The sequence below is a fragment of the Halotalea alkalilenta DSM 17697 genome, assembly GCF_000621205.1.
In the GTDB taxonomy this organism is placed as follows: domain Bacteria; phylum Pseudomonadota; class Gammaproteobacteria; order Pseudomonadales; family Halomonadaceae; genus Halotalea; species Halotalea alkalilenta.
Genome location: NZ_KK211228.1, coordinates 1 through 18582, shown reverse-complemented (window position 1 = coordinate 18582; position 18582 = coordinate 1). Strand labels below are relative to the sequence as shown.

Annotated in this window: 20 protein-coding genes and 1 tRNA gene; 5 read left to right on the top strand and 16 right to left on the bottom strand. The window is 65.1% G+C overall.

All coding sequences use genetic code 11. The features are described from left to right. Positions 1-122: 122 nt before the first annotated feature. The 11 genes from Q376_RS24870 to ccmA all read right to left on the bottom strand — a co-directional run bounded on the left by Q376_RS24870 (position 123) and on the right by ccmA (position 11080). Positions 123-563 carry a hypothetical protein gene (locus Q376_RS24870; protein WP_155834348.1) on the bottom strand — a complete coding sequence of 147 codons (441 nt, stop codon included), beginning with the start codon at positions 561-563 and terminating at the stop codon, positions 123-125. Then, positions 560-4060, bottom strand: a complete 3501-nt coding sequence (gene smc, locus Q376_RS0112840) for a chromosome segregation protein SMC (RefSeq protein WP_027350638.1) — start codon at positions 4058-4060, stop codon at positions 560-562. Before smc ends, Q376_RS24870 begins: the two co-directional genes overlap by 4 nt. 67 nt (positions 4061-4127) lie before the next feature. Next, a complete protein-coding gene (gene ccmI / locus Q376_RS22610; RefSeq protein WP_052365229.1) occupies positions 4128-5033 on the bottom strand; it encodes a c-type cytochrome biogenesis protein CcmI in 906 nt (301 codons plus the stop codon). Next, positions 5030-5563 (bottom strand): cytochrome c-type biogenesis protein, encoded by a 534-nt coding sequence (locus Q376_RS22605; protein ID WP_155834347.1) that lies wholly within the window; start codon positions 5561-5563, stop codon positions 5030-5032. Before Q376_RS22605 ends, ccmI begins: the two co-directional genes overlap by 4 nt. After that, positions 5560-6090, bottom strand: a complete 531-nt coding sequence (locus Q376_RS0112825) for a DsbE family thiol:disulfide interchange protein (RefSeq protein WP_027350637.1) — start codon at positions 6088-6090, stop codon at positions 5560-5562. Before Q376_RS0112825 ends, Q376_RS22605 begins: the two co-directional genes overlap by 4 nt. Further along, positions 6087-8078, bottom strand: a complete 1992-nt coding sequence (locus Q376_RS22600; RefSeq protein ID WP_052365228.1) for a heme lyase CcmF/NrfE family subunit — start codon at positions 8076-8078, stop codon at positions 6087-6089. Before Q376_RS22600 ends, Q376_RS0112825 begins: the two co-directional genes overlap by 4 nt. Before the next feature lie 49 nt (positions 8079-8127). Next, positions 8128-8655 (bottom strand): cytochrome c maturation protein CcmE, encoded by a 528-nt coding sequence (gene ccmE / locus Q376_RS0112815; RefSeq protein ID WP_027350636.1) that lies wholly within the window; start codon positions 8653-8655, stop codon positions 8128-8130. After that, positions 8652-8894, bottom strand: a complete 243-nt coding sequence (ccmD, locus tag Q376_RS22595) for a heme exporter protein CcmD (protein ID WP_081803544.1) — start codon at positions 8892-8894, stop codon at positions 8652-8654. The genes ccmE and ccmD overlap by 4 nt, the downstream gene beginning before the upstream one ends. After that, a complete protein-coding gene (gene ccmC / locus Q376_RS0112805; RefSeq protein WP_027350635.1) occupies positions 8891-9646 on the bottom strand; it encodes a heme ABC transporter permease CcmC in 756 nt (251 codons plus the stop codon). The genes ccmD and ccmC overlap by 4 nt, the downstream gene beginning before the upstream one ends. 89 nt (positions 9647-9735) lie before the next feature. Beyond that, positions 9736-10440, bottom strand: coding sequence for a heme exporter protein CcmB (gene ccmB / locus Q376_RS0112800; protein ID WP_052365226.1), 705 nt, complete (start codon positions 10438-10440; stop codon positions 9736-9738). After that, entirely contained in the window at positions 10424-11080 is a 657-nt protein-coding gene (gene ccmA / locus Q376_RS22590) for a cytochrome c biogenesis heme-transporting ATPase CcmA (RefSeq protein WP_043447917.1), read from the bottom strand. Before ccmA ends, ccmB begins: the two co-directional genes overlap by 17 nt. 326 nt (positions 11081-11406) lie before the next feature. On the opposite strand from ccmA, the gene Q376_RS0112790 reads away from it, so the two are divergent. Both Q376_RS0112790 and Q376_RS22585 read left to right on the top strand, forming a co-directional pair. After that, positions 11407-11883 (top strand): LexA family protein, encoded by a 477-nt coding sequence (locus tag Q376_RS0112790; protein WP_027350633.1) that lies wholly within the window; start codon positions 11407-11409, stop codon positions 11881-11883. Then, entirely contained in the window at positions 11883-12512 is a 630-nt protein-coding gene (locus Q376_RS22585; protein WP_052365225.1) for an IMPACT family protein, read from the top strand. The genes Q376_RS0112790 and Q376_RS22585 overlap by 1 nt, the downstream gene beginning before the upstream one ends. A gap of 61 nt (positions 12513-12573) precedes the next feature. Here the strand turns inward: Q376_RS22585 and Q376_RS0112780 are convergent, their stop codons facing one another. Continuing rightward, positions 12574-12879: a chaperone modulator CbpM gene (locus Q376_RS0112780; protein WP_027350632.1), complete on the bottom strand. Its 306-nt coding sequence runs from the start codon at positions 12877-12879 to the stop codon at positions 12574-12576. A gap of 5 nt (positions 12880-12884) precedes the next feature. Beyond that, complete coding sequence (locus Q376_RS0112775; RefSeq protein WP_027350631.1) at positions 12885-13862, bottom strand: DnaJ C-terminal domain-containing protein; 978 nt, start codon at positions 13860-13862, stop codon at positions 12885-12887. Between the two features lie 129 nt (positions 13863-13991). On the opposite strand from Q376_RS0112775, the gene Q376_RS0112770 reads away from it, so the two are divergent. Then, positions 13992-15014: a tRNA dihydrouridine synthase gene (locus Q376_RS0112770; RefSeq protein WP_245598949.1), complete on the top strand. Its 1023-nt coding sequence runs from the start codon at positions 13992-13994 to the stop codon at positions 15012-15014. 256 nt (positions 15015-15270) lie between these two features. On the opposite strand, the gene Q376_RS0112760 is transcribed toward Q376_RS0112770, so the two are convergent. Both Q376_RS0112760 and Q376_RS0112755 read right to left on the bottom strand, forming a co-directional pair. Then, positions 15271-15347: transfer RNA gene (locus tag Q376_RS0112760), tRNA-Arg, on the bottom strand. A 294-nt stretch (positions 15348-15641) separates the two neighbouring features. Continuing rightward, positions 15642-16697: a 2,3-butanediol dehydrogenase gene (locus Q376_RS0112755; RefSeq protein WP_027350629.1), complete on the bottom strand. Its 1056-nt coding sequence runs from the start codon at positions 16695-16697 to the stop codon at positions 15642-15644. 152 nt (positions 16698-16849) lie between these two features. Between Q376_RS0112755 and Q376_RS24865 the strand changes: the two genes are divergently transcribed. Next, positions 16850-17278 (top strand): hypothetical protein, encoded by a 429-nt coding sequence (locus tag Q376_RS24865; RefSeq protein ID WP_155834346.1) that lies wholly within the window; start codon positions 16850-16852, stop codon positions 17276-17278. A gap of 215 nt (positions 17279-17493) precedes the next feature. Further along, entirely contained in the window at positions 17494-18345 is an 852-nt protein-coding gene (locus Q376_RS22580) for a Crp/Fnr family transcriptional regulator (protein ID WP_081803543.1), read from the top strand. Positions 18346-18444: 99 nt separating this feature from the next. Here Q376_RS22580 and Q376_RS24430 read toward each other — a convergent pair. Next, a partial coding sequence (locus Q376_RS24430; protein WP_211266680.1) for a 2-oxo acid dehydrogenase subunit E2 occupies positions 18445-18582 on the bottom strand: 138 nt, incomplete at its 5' end.

Below are 18582 nucleotides of genomic sequence, written 5' to 3'. Positions count from 1 at the left end.
CGCGTGATGAACGCGGCACGATCGATGAAAAAATGCGTACCCGAACGTAAAGAGGATCGCGACTTTCAGGTTCCGCCGGAAAACGCTCGGTTCGATGCGCCTTCGGAGGGGGCCCTGTCCTGCTAATGCTGCAATGACCAGTGGTCGCCCATGCCAACGGCGGCATGGCTCGCCGCCCGCCAAGCTTTCCACACGCCACTTCGCGCTGACAGTAACGGTTTTTTATAGCTTAGAAAAAAATTCATAAAAGAGTAGGTCGAACGTTGCATAGGTTGCGCTGCGGTGCGAATCACAGCGTCAAAGGTATTCGACTTCCGTTCCATCGCTCGCTCATGTCGCGTTTCGCGCTGCGGGTCGAGGAGATGGGAGCAGAGGAATTTCATCGATTGAACGCCCGAGGATGATCTTCGCTCGATTATCGTCATCTCGCCGGACGAAGCCAAGTTCACAACGCGCAAGATAAGCGAAATACACGCAAAAAAATGCCGCCAACCCTCCTTTTTCAGTCCTTCTTCACCCTTCGCTCCTGCGACACCATCCCGGTGCGCGAGATCCAAGTTCAAGCCTCAGCCAAGGCAGCGGCCGCCTCGACGTCGACCGATACCAGTCGGGATACCCCGGGCTCCTGCATGGTCACCCCCATCAATCGGTTGGCCGCTTCCATCGCGATCTTGTTATGGGTGATATAGATGAACTGGACGGTGGAGGACATGTCCTTGACCAGCCGTGCATAGCGCCCGACGTTGGCATCGTCGAGCGGTGCATCGACTTCGTCGAGCATGCAAAAGGGTGCGGGATTGAGGCGGAATATCGCGAACACCAGTGACAACGCCGTCATCGTCTTCTCGCCCCCGGAAAGCAGGTGGATGGTGCTGTTCTTCTTGCCCGGCGGGCGCGCCATGATCGCAACGCCAGTCTCGAGCAGATCGTCACCGGTCAGCGTAAGCCAAGCCGCGCCGCCGCCGAAGACCTTGGGAAAGAGCTCTCCGAGGCCCGTATTGACCTGCTCGAAAGTGGCCTTGAAACGGGCACGGGTTTCCTGGTCGATCTTGCGGATCGCACGCGCGAGCGTGTCGAGCGCCTCCGACAGCTCCTGGTGCTGTCCCTCGAGATAGTCGCGCCGCTCCGACTGCTGATCGAACTCCTCGATCGCCGCCAGGTTGATCGCGCCGAGCCGCTTGATCCGCTCCCCGGTGTCGTCCAGCGCCTGCTGCCAACGCGACTCGCTGGCATCCGGGGCGAGCCCTGCGGCCAGCGCTTCGGCATCGTGCTCGAGCTCGGCGAGCTGCGCTTCGTGGGTCGCAGCCTTGAGCGAAAGCTCCTGGACCTGCATGCGCATCTCCTCGAGCCGGCCACGCAGCTGGTCGAGATCACGCTCATGCCCTTGGCGGCGAAGCTCGAGATCACGCATCCGCTCGCCGAGCTCGCGCGAGCGCTCGCGCAGCTCGGAAAGCGCGAGTTCTTCGACACCGCGGCGGTCGAGGAGTTCATCGAGCAGCGCGCGCTGCTCCTCCTCGGGCTCTCGCAGCGCCTCGCGCTGCTCGAGGAGCTGCGCGCGACGCTCCTCCAGACGTTCGCGCTGGCCATCGCCACGGCCACGCGAGCGCTGCATGCCCTCGAGCTCGGTGGTCAGGCGCTGGCGCTCGATTTCAAGCTGGCCGGCATGCTCACGCGCGGGGCCGAGCTCGCTGCGCGCGGCGCCGAGCGACTCGACCGCCTCCCTGCGCCCGCGATCGAGCGCTTCGCGCCGCTGCGCGCCCTGCTCCAGCGCCTCGATCGCAAGGCTTGAGCCTTCGCGACTCTCCTCGATCAGCAGCGCACGCTCCTCGCGACGCTCGAGGAGCCCGGCCAGCTCCTCGTCGAGCTCCTCAACCCGTCCGCTTAGATGCTCGAGCCGGGCCACCAGGTTGGCATGCGCGAGGCTGAGCCGCTGACGCTCGGTCCCCTGGGAGCGCTCCTGCTCGCGCAGGTTCTCGAGCTCCGCATCGGCGCGCCCGATCGTCTCGCGGCAGCGCTCGAGCTCGCCGTCGATCGTCTCCAGCCGCTGGTCGAGTTCCGCAAGCTCGAGCTCGACCTCTTCGCGCCTGCGCCGCTGATTGATCACGCCCTCCTCACGGGCCTCCTGGCCGAGCTGGCGGCGCCAGCCGCGCCCCAGCCAGAGCCCGTCCGGGGTGAGCAGGCTGGCGCCGGGGGCGAGCGTCTCGCAGCGCGCAAGCGCCTGGGCTTCATCGGTCGCGGTCTCGATCCGTGCCAGCCATTCGCCGAGCGCGCCCGCGCCAGAGACCTTGGCCGCGAGGCTGCCGGCAGGTGCTGCACGCTCGGCGGCATCGATCAAGCCGAGCTCACCGCTCGCCGGAGCTTCCAACCCTGCCGCGAGCTGGTCGACCATCCTCGCTTCGAGCCAGGGTGCGAGCACCCAGGCCACCGCGCTCTCCCAGCCACGCTCGACCACCAGGGTCTCTGCGAGCTGCGCGGCCTGGTCGAGCCCTTGGCGGGTGAGATAGTCGGTAAACGCCTGGTCACCGCTCGCCAAGGCGGCGTCTATCAGCGCGGTGAGCGAGGCGTGTTCGCCGCGCAGCCGGTGCTGGCGTTCGATGATGCTCTCGCGCGTGGCGGTGCGATCGCGCAGCGATTCGCCGGCACGCTCACGCGACTCGAGCAGCGCTTCGCGCTGGGCGTCGAGCGATTCGAGCTCGAGATCGAGCGCGGCGATGCGCTCCTCGAGCATGTCACGCTCCTCTTCGAGCCCGGAGAGCTCGGGCAGCTCGCGGCGCTGGGCCTGGCGGCGCTCGAGCTGGCGACCCAGCTCCTCGAACTCACGCTCGAATCCGCGCAGCTCGCTCTGGGCCCGCTCGGCGGCGCGGGCGCGTTCGGCGTCCTCGGCGAGAAAGTCGTCCCACTCGCGCTGACAAGCCTGCTGCCGGGACTCAGCCTCCTGAACCCGAGCTTCGAGCAGCGCCATGCGCTCCTCGGCCTGCTCTTGTTCCGGCCCGAGCGCTTCGAGCCGCGCCTGGACCTCGACGAAGCGGCCCTGATCCTGCTCCTCGAGCCGCGCAAGCTCGGCCTGCTCGCGGGCGATGCCATCGAGGTCGCTGGCCAGCTGGCGCTCACGGGCCTGGGCGTTCTCCAGCCACTGCTCGAGGCGGGCGATCGCCGCGCTGGTCTCGGAGAAACGGCTCTGTTGCTGATCGAGCTTGCCGGTCAGCCCGTCGTACTCGAGCCGCGCCTCCTCGAGCAGGCGCTCGCATTCGCGCACGCCGTAGACGTTGCGCTCGCGCTCGATCTCGATATCGCGGACCTGGGCTTCGGTATCCTGCTGGCGGGCGCGCAGCGCGCGGGAGCGGATCAGCGCCAGCTCTCCCTTGAGCCGGTGCTCCTGCTGCTTGAGCGATTGATAGCGCTTGGCCGCCTCGGCCTGGCGCTTGAGCCGTTCGAGCTGCTTGTCGAGCTCCTCGCGCAGGTCGTTGAGCCGTTCGAGGTTCTCCTCGGTGCGACGCATGCGGTTCTCGGTCTCGCGACGCCGCTCCTTGTACTTGGAGATCCCCGCCGCCTCCTCGAGCGTGGCGCGCAGCTCGTCGGGGCGCGCCTCGACCAGCCGCGAGATCATGCCCTGGCCGATGATCGCATAGGAGCGCGGGCCGAGCCCGGTACCGAGGAATAGGTCACTGATGTCGCGGCGACGGCACTTCTCGCCATTGAAGTAGTAGAGCGACTGGCCGTCGCGGGTGACCAGGCGCTTGACCGAGAGCTCGGCATACTGGGCATAGACGCCGCCGAGCTTGCGCTCGGGATCGTCCGGGTCATTGTCGAAGATGAGCTCGATCGATGCCTGGCCGACCGGCTTGCGCCCGGTGGAGCCGTTGAAGATGACGTCCGCCATCGACTCGCCGCGCAGCATCTTCGCCGACGACTCCCCCATCACCCAGCGCACCGCATCGATGACGTTGGATTTGCCGCAGCCGTTGGGCCCGACGATCGCGGTCATGTTGCTCTCGAACGGTACCGTGACCGGATCGACGAAGGATTTGAAACCCACCAGTTTGATCGATTTGAGTCGCATGTTCGCGCCTGTCAGCTCCATCCCAGGGCGCGAATGCGCCACATCGCATGCGGGAAGCGGCGATTGGCTACTGCCGCGTGGAAGGCAGACTATCACCGGTGCCGCCCGCGGGCGAGGCGGCGAGTCGCTGATTAGCGATCTCGATGCCCTCGCGCAGGGCGCGGGTGCTGGCAGGATCCTGCTGGCCGGCGAGTGCCAGGCGCCAGTGATCGATCGCCTGCTGGAACTCGCCACGGGTGAAGGCATCGAAACCCAGCATCCCATGCAGGGTCGGCTGGCGCGGGTCGAGCCGTTCGACCCGCTCGGCAAGCCCCTGGACCTCCGGCGTCATCAGCCTGCCGGCGGAAAAGTACTTGGCCTGGGCGAGCTCGGCGAGCAGTGCCGGGGTCTCGCCTTCGAGCTCGATCACCCGCTCGAGCACCCGGGTGGCGTCATCGAAACGACCGGCATCGCGGTAGAGCGGGTAGAGCAGCCCCCAGGCGTTGGGATTGCCGGGCTGGCGCTCGGCCTCCTGCTCGAAGCGGGCGATGTAGTGCGCGCTGGACGGGTCAGCGCTGGCGGCGACCTCCTGGCGAGCAGCGTAGAGGGCGATATCCCCCGCGCTGCCCGCGAAATGATAGGCCGCGAGACTCACCCCAGCCGCCGCGAGCAAGCCGACCAGCACCAGCCAGCGACCTTTCTCTGTCGGGGCGAGCACCGCTAGCTGGACGGAGCCACTCTCCTCGAGCAGCTTGCGCTCGAGCTCGAGACGCGCACTGACGTAATCCGCCTGATCGATGCCGCCTTCACCGCGAAGCGCGTCGAGCGCCGCCAGGCGGCTCCTGAACACCCGCACGTTGGCCGCGCCGAGACCATCCTCGCGTTCGAACCGCCCCTGGCTCGCCGCCAGTCTGGGGGCGAGAAGAAGCGGCGCGCAGACGAACAGGGCGAACAGCGCCAGCAAAGCGGCGATGCCGATCCATAGCGGCGTCATGACCGCGGCTCCTGGCGATCGTCTTCGTCCAGCGCCTCGGGGGCATGCTTCTCCAAAAGCTCAGCGAGCCGGGCGCGCTCGCGCTCGTCGAGCTCGCTGACCCGTTCACGGCGCGCCCGGATGATCAACAGCCCGAGAATCACCAGCCCCAGCAGCACGGCCAGCCCCGGCAGCCCCCAAAGCAGCCAGGTGCGGCTTTCGATCCTCGGCTTGTAGAGCACGTACTCGCCGAAGCGATCGACCAGCGCCTGGCGAATCTGCTCGTCGCTGCGCCCCTGGTTCAGCCATTCGCTGATCCGGTCGCGCATGTCGGCTGCGATCGGCGCGTTGGAACTGGCGAGGTTCTGGTTCTCGCACTTCGGGCAGCGCAGCTCCTCGGTGAGCGCCTGATAGCGACCGGCGAGCGAGGGATCGTCGAAGCGGTGCGGCTCACCCGCCGCCAAAGCGAGCGAAAAGAAGACCAGCGCGCCGAGCGCGCAGGCGATGAGCAGCGCGCGGCGCAGCGAACGGGCGAATGAGAAGCTGCTCATGGACCAAGACTCTCGATCGTCGGCATGATCACCCGGTCGACGTCCGCCGGGGTGATGTAACCGGTGTGATGGTAGCGGATCACGCCGTTGGCATCGACGATGAACGACTCAGGCGCGCCATAGACGCCGAGATCGAAACCCAGCGAGCCATCGGGGTCGAAGACGTTGAAGGTGAAGGGGTCGCCGAACTGCTCGAGGAAGGCGTGAGCGTTGTCGCGGGTATCCTTGTAGTCGACCCCGATGATCCTCACCCCACGCTCGGCCAAGTCGAGCAGCTGCGGCATCTCCTGCTTGCAGGTCGGGCACCACTCGCCCCAGACGTTGACCAGGCTCACCTGCCCATCGAGCAGCGACTGGTCGTGGAGCACTGCCGGATCGTCGAGATCCTCGAGCGTGAAGGAGGGAAACGGCGTCGACAGCAGCGCCGAAGTGCGTGCGGCGGGATCACGTCCGATGCCGTGCCAGAGGAATACCGCGAGGGCGACGAACAGGATCAGTGGAATGAACAGCAGCAGGCGCGATCTCATCGGCCGACCTCCTCGAGCGGCGCAGTGCCGACGACATCGATACGATTCCTACGGCGCAGCCGGTAGCGCTTGTCACTGGCGGCGAGCAACCCGCCAATCGCCATCGACAGCGCCCCCGCCCATAGCCAGCGTACGAATGGCTTGACCTGGATACGCACCGCCCAGGCGCCGCCGTCGAGCGGCTCGCCCAGTGCGACGTAGAGATCACGAAGCGGCCCCGCGGCCAGCGCGGTCTCGGTCATCGCCTGGCGGCTGGCGAGGAACACCCGCTTCTCGGGATGCATCAGCCGCACCAGCCTCCCGTCGCGCTCGACCCGGATGGTCGCACGGTCGGCGATGAAGTTGCTCCCCCGACGCTCATCGAGCGAGACCATGGTGAAACGATAGCCGCTCACCTCCACGCTGGTGCCGGGCGCCATGCGCGCATTGAGCTCGACGCCGTAGTGGGAGACCAGGGTCACCCCGGTGATCGACACCGCAAGCCCCAGGTGACCGAGCACCATGCCGTAGTGGCTGCGTGACAGCCGTTTGAGCCCGCGCGGGCCGTCGCGCCGCAGCTGGATCAAAAGGTCGCGCCCGAGCGGCAGCGCGATCCACAGCGCCATCGCCAGGCCCAACGAAACGCCCAGGCTCCACTCGCCGCGATAGAGCAGCGGAGCGGCAATGCCGATCACCAGCGCAGCCAGCGCGCCCAGCCGTGCACGCCGGCGAAGCTCGGCGCCCTTCATCGACTTCCACTGGCTGATCGGGCCGAGCCCCATGAAGACCGAAAGCACGGCGGAAAGCGGCACGAACACCAGGTTGAAGTACGGCGGCCCCACCGATATCTGGCCAAGGCCGAGCGCGTCGAGCACCAACGGATAGAGCGTACCGAGCAGCACGGTGAGCATCATCACCAGCAGCAGCAGGTTGTTGGCCAGGAGCATGGCGTCGCGCGAAATCCACGAGAACGCCCCGCGAGTGGTGACCCGCGGCGCCCGCAGAGCGAAGAGCAGCAGCGAGGCGCCGACGGTGATCCCGAGCAGCACCAGGATGAAGGTGCCTCTCGAAGGGTCGTTGGCGAACGCATGCACCGAGGTGAGCACCCCGGAGCGAACCAGGAAGGTGCCGAGCAGCGACAGCGAAAAGGTGAGGATCGCCAGCAGCACGGTCCAGCTCTTGAACGTACCGCGCTTCTCGGTGACGGCGAGGGAGTGGATCAGCGCGGTGCCGGCGAGCCAGGGCATCAGCGAGGCGTTCTCGACCGGGTCCCAGAACCACCAGCCGCCCCAGCCCAGCTCGTAGTAGGCCCACCAGCTGCCGAGCGCGATCCCCACGCTCAGAAACGCCCAGGCGATATTGCTCCAGGGCCGGACCCAGCGAGTCCAGGCGGCATCGAGCCTGCCACCGAGCAGTGCGGCGATGGCGAATGAAAAGGCCACCGAGAAACCGACGTAGCCCATGTAGAGCATCGGTGGATGGACGATCAGCCCCGGGTCCTGGAGCAGCGGATTGAGATCGGCGCCGTCACCCGGCGGCAGCGGCAGCAATCGAGCGAAGGGGTTGGAGGTCTTGATCACGAAGGCGAGAAAGCCCACCGCGATCATCCCCATCACCGCCAGCACCCGGGCGAGCAGGTCACGCGGCAGCCGCCCGGAGAACACCGCTACCGCAAGCCCCCAGGCCGAGAGCAGCAGCGACCACAGCAGCACGGAGCCTTCATGCCCGCCCCACACCGCACTGAGCTTGTAGTACCACGGCAGCAGCGAGTTGGAGTTCTGCGCCACGTAGGCGACGCTGAACAGGTCGTTGTAGAAGCTCAACGTCAGCGCGAGATAGGCAAGGCCGACGAAGCAGAACTGCGCCGCGGCCATCGGCTGGGCGAAGCTCATCCATAGCGGATTGCGCCGCCAGGCACCGAGCAGTGGCACCACTGCCTGCAGCACGCTTGCAGCCAGCGCTAGCAGCAGAGCGAAAAAGCCGAGTTCGGGAAGCCACTCGATTGACATGGACGGATCCGTTGCTGATTCATGGCCGCCGGCGACGCCGGCGAGGAATTCAATCGCCGAGGCTGGTGTCGAGGCCGCTGAGCTGCGCGGCACTCTGTATCGCCTGGGGCGCGAGGCCCGCGTCGAGCTGCAGGCGGTATTCGACCGACATCCTGCCGCCGGCCTCCAGCGCCTTGATCACCTCGGGCGGGGTGTAGTTCTCATCGTGCTTGGCCAGCACCTGACTTGCCTCGATCACACCGTGGCGATCGAGGGTGCCGACCACCACCACGCCCTGCCCTTCGCGAAACAGATCCGGCAGGATGCCCTGGTAGCGAACCTCTACGTCGTCGACGAAATCGGTGACCACGAAGCTCACCGCGACCCGCTCTGGATCGCGCCTCACACTGTCGAAGCGTACCACCCCGCCGGCGCGCAGCGAGCGGCCCTCGGGCGCCTCGCCGGCGGCGATCTGCTGCGGGGTGAAGAACAAATCGATGTTGGCGCGCAGGGCGTAGAGGGTCAGCCCGATCGCAATGGCGGCCAGGGCCACCAGGCCGACCACCACCGCGAGCCGCTGGCGGCGTTTCGGATTCATCGCTCCACCCTCTCCTCGCCGAACACAGCGTGGGCCGGCGGCTCATCGCCGCGCATCGACTGGGCCCGCTCGCGGCGCATCCTGCGGCGCAGCTCGCCGAGCGCCCGCGCGCGCTCGGCGCGCACCGAGAAGGCCTGGGTCGCCAGCAGCCCGAGCACCAGCGCCCAGGCCGGCCAAACGTAGGCGGCATAGCCATTCATCCCCAGGAACGCCGCGAAATCGGTGAAGTAGATCGTCATTCCCGCTTGCCCCCTGCATCGCCTTCGACCAGCGCACGCACCCAGCGGGAGCGTGATTCGCGCCGCAGCAGCTCGGTGCGCACGCGCGCGATCACCAGCGCAGTGAAGAAGAGGAAAAAGCCCAGCACCATCACCAGCAGCGGCAGCCACATCGAGGCAGGCATCGCCGGCGCCTTGGTCAGCGAGAAGGTCGCCGGCTGGTGAAGCGTGTTCCACCACACCACCGAATACTTGATCACCGGCAGGTTGATCACCCCGACCAGGGTCAGGATCGCCGCCGCTCGTGACCCGCTGTCGCGGCTGGCGAAAGCCGAGCGCAGTGCGATGATGCCGAAGTAGATGAACAGCAGGATCAGCATCGAGGTCAGCCGTGCATCCCACACCCACCAGGTCCCCCAGGTGGGAATGCCCCAGACCGCACCGGAGAACAGCGCAGCGAAGGTCATCGAGGCACCGAACGGCGCGATCGCCGCGGCCGCCATGTCGGCGATCTTGATCTTCCACACCAGGAAGATCGCCGAGGCCAGCGCCATCGCGGCGAAACAGGCCTGGGCGAGGATCGCCGAGGGCACGTGGACGTAGAGGATGCGCGCGGCATCATGCTGGAAACGATCGGGCGGGGCGATCGCCAGCCCCCAGACGCTGCCGGCGAGGATCAGGATCGCGGCCGCCGCCCAGAGCCAAGGCAGCCAAGGCCCAGTCGTGGTGTAGAACCACTTGGGCGAGCCCCATTTATGTATGAATCTCCACATGCAGTCAGGTCACGGTATGGTTGTATGGGTTCTTTCACGGTTCATTCAGGCCTGCGTCGACCGGCCTTCGCACACGCCGCGACACGCTTTCAGCCAGCCACGCTCAAGCGCAGCGCAGCGGCGGTAGCCCAGGGCGCCAACCCCAGGGCAGCGGCGAGCATCGCGCCCAGCAGTGCCAGCTGCGGCCCGATCGCCACGCCTTCGAGCGCCAGCTGCGCGGCGCCCGCGCCGAAGATCAGCACCGGCGTGTAGAGCGGCAGCACCAGCAGCGACAGCAGCACACCGCCGCGTTTCAGCCCGACGGTGAGCGCCGCGCCGATCGCGCCGATCAGGCTCAGCGTCGCGCTCCCCAGTGCCAGGGTCGCCGCCAGCGCCCACCAATGCTGCGCGGGCAGCGCCAGCATCGCACCGAACAGCGGGGCGAACAGCGAGAGCACGAGCCCGGTCACCGCCCAGTGGGCGATCACCTTGGCCAGCACCAGCAGCGCGACCGGCTGGGCGGAGAGCAGCAGCTGCTCCAAGGTGCCGTCGTCGTAATCGGCGCGGAACAGTCCGTCGAGGGACAAAAGCACCGCCAACAGCGCCGCCACCCACAAAAGCCCCGGCGCGAGCGCGCCGAGCACGGCGGGGTCGGGACCGAGCCCGAGCGGAAACAGCGTCACCGTCAGGGCGAAGAACAGCATCGGGCCGGCCAGGTCCTGCCTGCGGCGAAAACGCAGCGACAGTTCACGCTTCAGCACGGCGGCAAAAGCGCGGCGCAGGCTCACCCGGCTCGATTCAAGCGGCGATGACATGATGCCCTCCACGCCCGTCCAGGCATATCCGGGCCATGGCACCGTCGAGCGCGAGCGGGTGATGGGAGGTGACCAGCACCGTGCCCCCGGCATCGCGATGCTCCGCGATCCAGCCTTCGAGCTGCGCCACGCCCGCGGCATCGATCGCCGTGAACGGCTCATCGAGAATCCACAGCGCGCGGCGCTCCAGGTGCAGCCGCGCCAGCGCGACGCGGCGCTGCTGCCCGGCCGAGAGTCGCTCAACCGGCAGCTCCTCGAAGCCGGCCAGGCCGACCCGCTCGAGCGCGCGCCAGCGGGCGGCCTCGGCATCGTCGCAGCGATACTCGCCGAGCGCCTGATACCAGGCCAGGTTCTCGAGCGCGCTGAGCCCACCCTTGACGCCCGGGCGGTGGCCCAGGTAGAGCAGCTCGCCGCGCAGCGCCTTGGCATGGCGATCGAGTCGCTCGCCGCACCAGCGCAGCTCGCCGCTGTAGTCGCCGAGCTGGCCGCTGAGGATCCTGAGCAGCGTAGTCTTGCCGCTGCCGTTGGGGCCCTCGACCCGGCACAGCTCGCCCGCCGCGAGCGAGAACGTCAGGTCGGCGAAGAGCCAGCGGTCGTCACGCTCGCAGCCGAGCCCTCGGGCGGAAAGGTGGACCGTCAAATAGCGCGCTCCGCTGGCCGGCGCACAGGGCGCCGCCTAAGTTTTGAATAAGCTTCAATCATACGCCGATCGACGATTTCGCTCCACCTGCTCACTCGACGCTCGACAACCTGTTCGAACATACAGTATTTTGCTTTCCACGGGGAAGTCGTCCTGCGGGGCTTCCTCCCCTCGCGAAGGCGCGATAGTGTTACCAATCGGCACCACCGTCCCGCTGGCGACTTTCCAGCGACGCGACGACCGGCCCGGGGCGACACCGTCGACGCTCTTCTCTGATCGCGACGCAAGGCGCGCCGGCTCCACGGCGTCGCCACAAGGAGAACGAGATGAGCCCCTCTGCCGAGTCCCTCTATCTGCATCGCCTGCCCAACCTGCCGCTGAACGCCGACGCCTGGGAAGCCGTACCCGCCGAGACGATGGTCGAGATCCCCCTGCTCGGCGTCGTCTCCGCCGGCCTGCCGATGGAGGCCTGCCGCGAGGACGAGTCGGTGGTGGTGCCCTCGTCCATGGTACGCCGCAATACCTATGCGCTGCGCGTGCGCGGCGACTCGATGATCGACTGCAACATCTTCGATGGGGACATCATCATCATCGAGCGCTTCGAATCCGCCGAGAATGGCGAAACCGCGGTAGTGCTGATCAATAACCAGGAAGTCACGCTGAAAAAGCTCTACATCGAGAAGAACGGCGTGCGCCTTCAACCAGCCAACCAGTCGATGCCGCCCATCTACCTGAAGAACGGCGATATCCAGGTACTCGGCCTGGTGATGGGCGTCGCCCGCCGCCCTGCACAGGCGGCCTGATGTCCAAGCCCGATCGATTCGAAGTGCCGAGCGCCACCCTCGAGGCGCCCCACCGCGCCGAGTTCGAAGTACATAAGAGCCGCTTCATCGCCTGGATCAGCCGCTGCGCCGCCCCCGACGAGGCGCAGCGGCTGCTGCAGCAAGCGAGGCGCGCCCATCCTGATGCACGCCATCACTGCCTCGCCTTCGTCGCCGGCCCACCGGGTGAACAGGTGGCGATCGGTTTTTCCGACGACGGCGAGCCCGGCGGCACCGCTGGCCGGCCGATGTACCAGGTGCTCGAGGGCAGTGGTCTGGGCCAGATAGGATGCGTGGTGATTCGCTACTTCGGCGGTATCAAGCTTGGTACCGGCGGTTTGGCCCGCGCATACTCGCGCGCCGTACAGCTCGGGCTGGAGGCGCTGCCGACCGCTACCTTCGTCACCCGCGAGCCGCTGCGCCTGCTGGTCGACTTCGGCGACGAGCACGCCGCCCGCCAATGGTGCGAGGCCCGGGGCGCGCTGGTGGCGGCTGTCGAGTACCGCGCCGATGGCGCACTGCTGCAGCTCGACTGGCCAAGCAGCGAGCCCACCGATCTCGATGCTCTCAGCCTGCTGCTTCGCGTACCGCCGCAGCGCATTCCCGCCTAGTACATTCCACACCAACACACACCAACACCGGCGGCCGGCCGAGCCAGCCCCTCCGCCGGGGTCAGACGTCGATGAATCGCTCGAGGCGACGGCGCAGGTAGGCGTTTTCCGCTCGCAGTCGCTGATTCTCGTCGAACAGCTCCAGCGCCAGCGCCGCGCCCTGCCAGTCCAGGTCGAGATCGCGGCGCAAACGCACGACACGCTTCACCACCAGCACCGCGTTGACATCGAAGCGCCATTGGCGCGGCTCGTGCCCGCTCGGGGCGAGGATGCCGTGCTCGACGATGGTGACCACGATGTCGCCGGTCACGCCGGCGTGGCTGCAGAGCTCATCGAAGTCGAAAGTGTTCACGGTAATCGCGGACATACGATTCAGCTCCATTGCGAACGAGGATGGAAGCCGGCGTGATGCTCGGCGAGTCCACGCCACAGCGCCTCGTCACCCTCGGCGGGCCGAGGCGGCATCACCACCTTGAGCAGCGCATAAAGGTCGCCGTCGGCGCTCCTCCCCGGCAGCCCCTTGCCCTTGATTCGCAGGCGAGCGCCGGTCTGGCTATTGGGAGGAATGGTCAATTGCAGGCGCCCGGTCAGAGTCGGCACCTCCACCCGCGCACCGAGTGCCGCCTCCCATGGCGCGAGAGGCACGGTGAGGATCAAATCGAGTCCGTCGACGTCGAAACGCGGATGGGGCGCGAAACGCACCTTCAAATAGAGATCACCACTCTCGGCACCGTCGACGCCGGCCCCACCCTGCCCCTTTAGCCTGATCCGCTCTCCGTCGACCACCCCTTTGGGAATCCGCACGTTGAGACTCTTCTCGGTCTCCTCGCGGCGGCCCAGGGCATCGTGCTGGGCGATGGTGAAACGCACCTGCTTGGGCTGGCCGCTGACCACTTCTTCGAGAAACAGCGGCAGCTCAAGCTCGACATCCTGCCCACGACGAGCACGCCGCTCGAAGCCGTGTCCGCCGCCGGCGAAGCCGTGCGAACCGCCCCGGCGCTGGCCACGGCCACCGAACAGCGACTCGAAGAAATCGGAAAAATCACCCTCGAAATGGGTCTCGCCAGCCTGGAACCCTCCATCGCCGGCCCCGTGCCAGCCAGGCGGCGGCTCGAACTGCTCGCCGGCCCGGTTGCCGTAGCGCCTCAGCTGGTCGTACTCGGCGCGCTTCTCGGCATCGCCCAGTACCTCATAGGCCTCGCCGACCTCCTTGAACTTGGCCTCGGCATCGTCTTCACGGCTGACATCGGGGTGGTACTTGCGTGCGAGCTTACGATAGGCAGATTTGATCGCCTTGGCATCGGCGTCCTCGGGTACCCCGAGAGTCGCGTAGTAATCCTTGAATTCCATACGCATCCATCCTTGCCTGGCCCCATGGTGGACCTTTCGATTTCAGTTTAGCAGCCATCTCGGCGAGACATGCATAGTCACCGCTACCCCTTCTATAATGCCCGCCACCCTCACTGCCAGCGCCTGCCCATGCCGACCATCCCCCCCGCTCGACGATCCACCCCGCGCATCGGACTCGCACCGATGGAGGGCGTGATCGATGCGACTACCCGGATGATTCTCAGCGCGCACGGGGGATTCGACTGGATCGTCACCGAGTTCGTCCGTGTCGTCGACCAGCGCCTGCCACCGCGCGTCTTCACGCGTATCTGCCCGGAACTCAACGAGGGGGCCCGCACATCGAGCGGGGTGCCGGTCCACCTGCAGCTGCTCGGCGCCGACCCCTACGCGCTGGGCGAGAACGCGCGCCAAGCCGTGCAATGCGGTGCCCGGGCGATAGATTTGAACTTCGGCTGTCCGGCCAAATTGGTCAATCGCCACGGCGGCGGCGCTTCTCTGCTGCGCGATCCACGCCAGGTCTTCGCCGCGGTTTCCGGCGTGGTGCGAGCGCTCGAGGGGGACGGCATACCGGTGAGCGCCAAGCTGCGCCTGGGTTTCGACGACAAACGCCTGGCGCTCGAATGCGCCAGAGCGGCCGAAGAGGCCGGCGCCCATCGACTGACGGTGCATGCAAGAACCAAGCGCGAGGCCTATCGCCCGCCGGCGCACTGGGAGTGGGTCGCCCGGATTCGCCAGGCGGCACGCGTACCGGTAGTGGTCAACGGAGACATCTGGACGCTCGAGGATTACTGGAAGGCGCGCAGCCTCTCCGGCTGCGAGGATGCGATGATCGGCCGCGGCGCGCTCGCAGACCCCTGGCTCGCCGCGCGCATCCGGCACTGGCACTGCAGCGGCACGCGCCTGCCGGCGACCACTTGGCCGATGCGCGCAAGCACGCTGGTACGTTTCGCCGAGCGCCTCGAAACCCAGCTTGCCGGCAAGGTCGTAGTGTCGCTGCTCAAGCAGTGGATGGCGATCATGCGCCAGCACGATGAAGAGTCGGCCCTGCGCTTCGCGCAGCTGCGCCGGATCACCGAGCGCCAGACGCTCATCGATGCGCTACGCGCCGATATGGATGCAGCCGCGCCTCAGGAGCTCCTGCCGATCGCCTAGCGCACGGCCTCACGCATGGCGCACCGACCGGCCAATAACCCAGGTCGAATGTATTCTCAAGGACGGCCTGGAGGAATCGACGTTGCCCGGCACAGATACCGCAGCGGGCATATCGCTATAGAAGTCGCAAATGGCGGGGGCTTGCATCGCGGGATCGAGCCGGAACGACTGCCAACTCTGGATCCGTCTCGAGCTCAGGATCGGTGGAGTTCAGTGTTCCATGCGGAAATGCCTGGTGGAGTTCACCATACTGAAATGGCGCGCCCGAGAGGATTCGAACCTCTGACCCCTTGATTCGTAGTCAAGTACTCTATCCAGCTGAGCTACGGGCGCGTTGAACGGTAACAATCGACATCTGGGTTACTAAGGCTTTAGCGACTCAAGTCGCGTACTTTCAAGCCGGCACCAGGTGATTGCGTGGCGCATAGTACACACATCCCTCTTACTTGGGAAGCGTTTTTTCCTTCCCCGGCTTGGCCGTGAACCGAGGCTTCGAACGGCCCGACCGTTGGGACGTGGCCGGGCAGCCGATCCGCCGCACCGCTTGGCGGTCTCGACCACCCGGTCGAGGCCGCCTCTCGAACATCCGCTCGAAGCGGATATCCAATAAGCGGAGCCCATTCAGCGCTAGCTCATCTCGGGCGAAACCAGAATCTTCACCTGATCCTTCTCTTCGATCAGCGCGGTGAACCCCTGTTCGATCACGTTCTCCAGGGCGATCTTACGGGTCACGAAATCCTCGGGCTTGAAGTACCCCTGCTCCATCAGAGCGAGGGTAGCTGGGAACACATTGCGATAGCCGAGGACGCCGGTGAGATGACGCTCCTTGAACAGGATCTGGTTGGGCTGGATCGGTGCGGGCTTCTCCCATACGCTGACGATCATCGTTTCACCCTGGATGCGCACGCAGTCGATGCTCTGCTGCAGGACCGCAGGAACGCCTGTCACCTCGTAGGCCACATCGACGCCGCCGTCGGTGGCTGCGACAATCTCGGCCACCGCATCGACCTCGGTGGGATCGATCACTCGCGCACCGAGCGCCGCAGCCCTTGCGCGACGCTGCGCCGAAAGCTCGACGACGTAGATCTCATGGGCGCCGGCAGCCTTGAGCGCTTCGACCACCAAAAGACCGATGGGCCCCGCACCGAATACCGCCGCTTTGTCTCCGACTTCGAAGCGACTTTCGCGTACCGCGTGCACCGCTACCGAGGCCGGCTCGGTGAGCGCTCCCTGTTCGTAGCTGACCGAATCGGGCAGACGATGGACGATGGAAGCGGGCACCGAAGCATATTCGGAAAAACCGCCGCCCATCCCGGCCAAGCCGTAGAAGCCCAACTTGTCGCAGAGGTTGTACAGCCCTCGGCGGCTCGCCTTGGAGTTGGGGTCGAAAAGGACCGGTTCGACCGTGACCCGATCGCCCACCGCATGACCGGTGACGCCCTCGCCCACTTCGACGATCTCGCCGCAGAACTCATGACCCAGCGTGATCGGCGCCTTTTCACCGGTAATGGGATGAGGTTCATCGACGGGGATGAAGATCGGCCCGGCGAGATACTCATGCAGATCGGTACCGCATATGCCACACCATTTCACCTTTATTTTTACACGGCCTTCCTCCGCCTTGGGCTCATCCAAATCCTCGATACGAATGTCCTTGGCCGCATACCACCTAAGTGCTTTCATCGAAAATTCTCCTCATCATCATTCAAAAAATGGTTTCTTTCTTTCGCCGTTGCCTGTCAGACCATCGGCGAATGGCATTCACAGATCTTCACCGCCCTGCTCAGCGAAAGTGGTAACACTGGGGAGATCGATGATAGCCAGAATCAGACCTGATGGGGACCAGCATTGGGCATCCATCAGTCGACAACAAGACGCCCAAGTCCGTTAACATAGCTTCGACATTAGAGGAGAGATTCGAACACATTCTGGTGGCCTTCAATATCGACGAACGCACACCCAGGATCAGAAAACAGGCGAACTTCAATCCACAATGTGAGAACGAATACTCTCTTTGCGCGGTGATCATGCTTCACCCCCTCATGGATTCAGTATTTTTTCTTACCTTGGAAAACCCTGAGATCTACTTAGCAGTGAAGCACCGAATCGAGGATACGGCGATGTGGCAAAACATCACACGGACAGGCATCACCCATCTTCGGCGAAGAAAAAAACCAACCGGAGAACGGAAACTTCAAACGGAAGAATTCCGTCTGGAAAGTAGTTTTTTTACTAAAACTCCAACTTTTACGCACGAGCGCTGACGACTCCCAGGACCGCCTGCGGAAGGCTAGCCTAGAAGAACTCACACTTCTTTGATTTTGATCAATTTTTCTCTCTTGCGCAGAAAATTCAAATGCGCGCCGCCGATGCATCTTGCGAAAAGTCGGTATTGATACTCAGGTGATCAATGAATAGACTACCGGACTCTCGTTCCATCTAAGAATCCATCATTTCCCTCATCCTGACAGATTCGCCGATGGCGTTCGTATCCGCCGAAGATTGTCCCCTGCAGCCAAAGGATGGACGACAGGAAGCCGGGCCAATCGGCTGGCATCGTGCCCGCAGGATCGCAAGAAAAATGAATAGCAGTCTCGACTACGCGAATGAATTCATGCCTTCCATTTACGCGGCGCCAGTTTTCAAGACACTGTTATGCGCGCGTAAGGAACTACTTTCTCCACGGCAGAAAGCGGAGATAAAGAAGTATTCTAAACTCATCAGGATCGATCAAGGCGTTGTGGTGTATGAGGAAGGAGAGGAAGCCTCGTATGTATGGAACATCGCGCGAGGCTTGATCGAGACTTATCATCTTCTTCCCCAAGGCACTCGACGCATCACCTCTTTCCTCTTCCCTGGCGACCTGCTCGGGCTGATGGAAAATGGCTTCTACGTTTCCACCGCAAGGACCGTGCAGCCAGTCATCGCTTTTCAGATCCCCATACAGGTACTCAGTGAATTGGCGCTCAGCGACTCTCAGTTGAGTGCCGCCTTGCTGACCAAGCTATGCCAGGACTTAAGAGAAGCGCAGCGGCATATCATTTGTATTTCGCAGAAGGACGCCGCACCGCGGCTGGCTACGTTCATCCTGTGGCTGTGCACGATCTATGGGAACGATGTCGAACCGCCCAAGGAGCTCAGCCTGCCGCTGGCTCGCCATCAGATCGCCGAATACCTTGGCCTGACCACCGAATCGGTGAGTCGCGCGTTCCATCTGCTCGAATCGAGCAAGGCCATCATGCGCAGGACGCCGCGCTTGATCAGCATCCTCGATATGGAAAAGCTGCGTAGCTTCTCGACCCTCGAGGTCGGCGCTGGGATTTTGAGCTAGCACGCCCTCCCTCGCTTTCACAGCCATGCTCGATGCCGAACCATCGATGGATATCGCCCCCGGCCGCGAGGCGGACGGGGGCGAATCTCGATTCGCCGCTCAAACCTCGAGCAAAAAGCGTGCCGGATCCTCGAGCAGCTCCTTGACCGCGACCAGGAACTGGACCGCGTCCTTGCCGTCGATCATCCGGTGGTCGTAGGAGAGCGCCAGGTACATCATCGGCCGGATCACCACCTG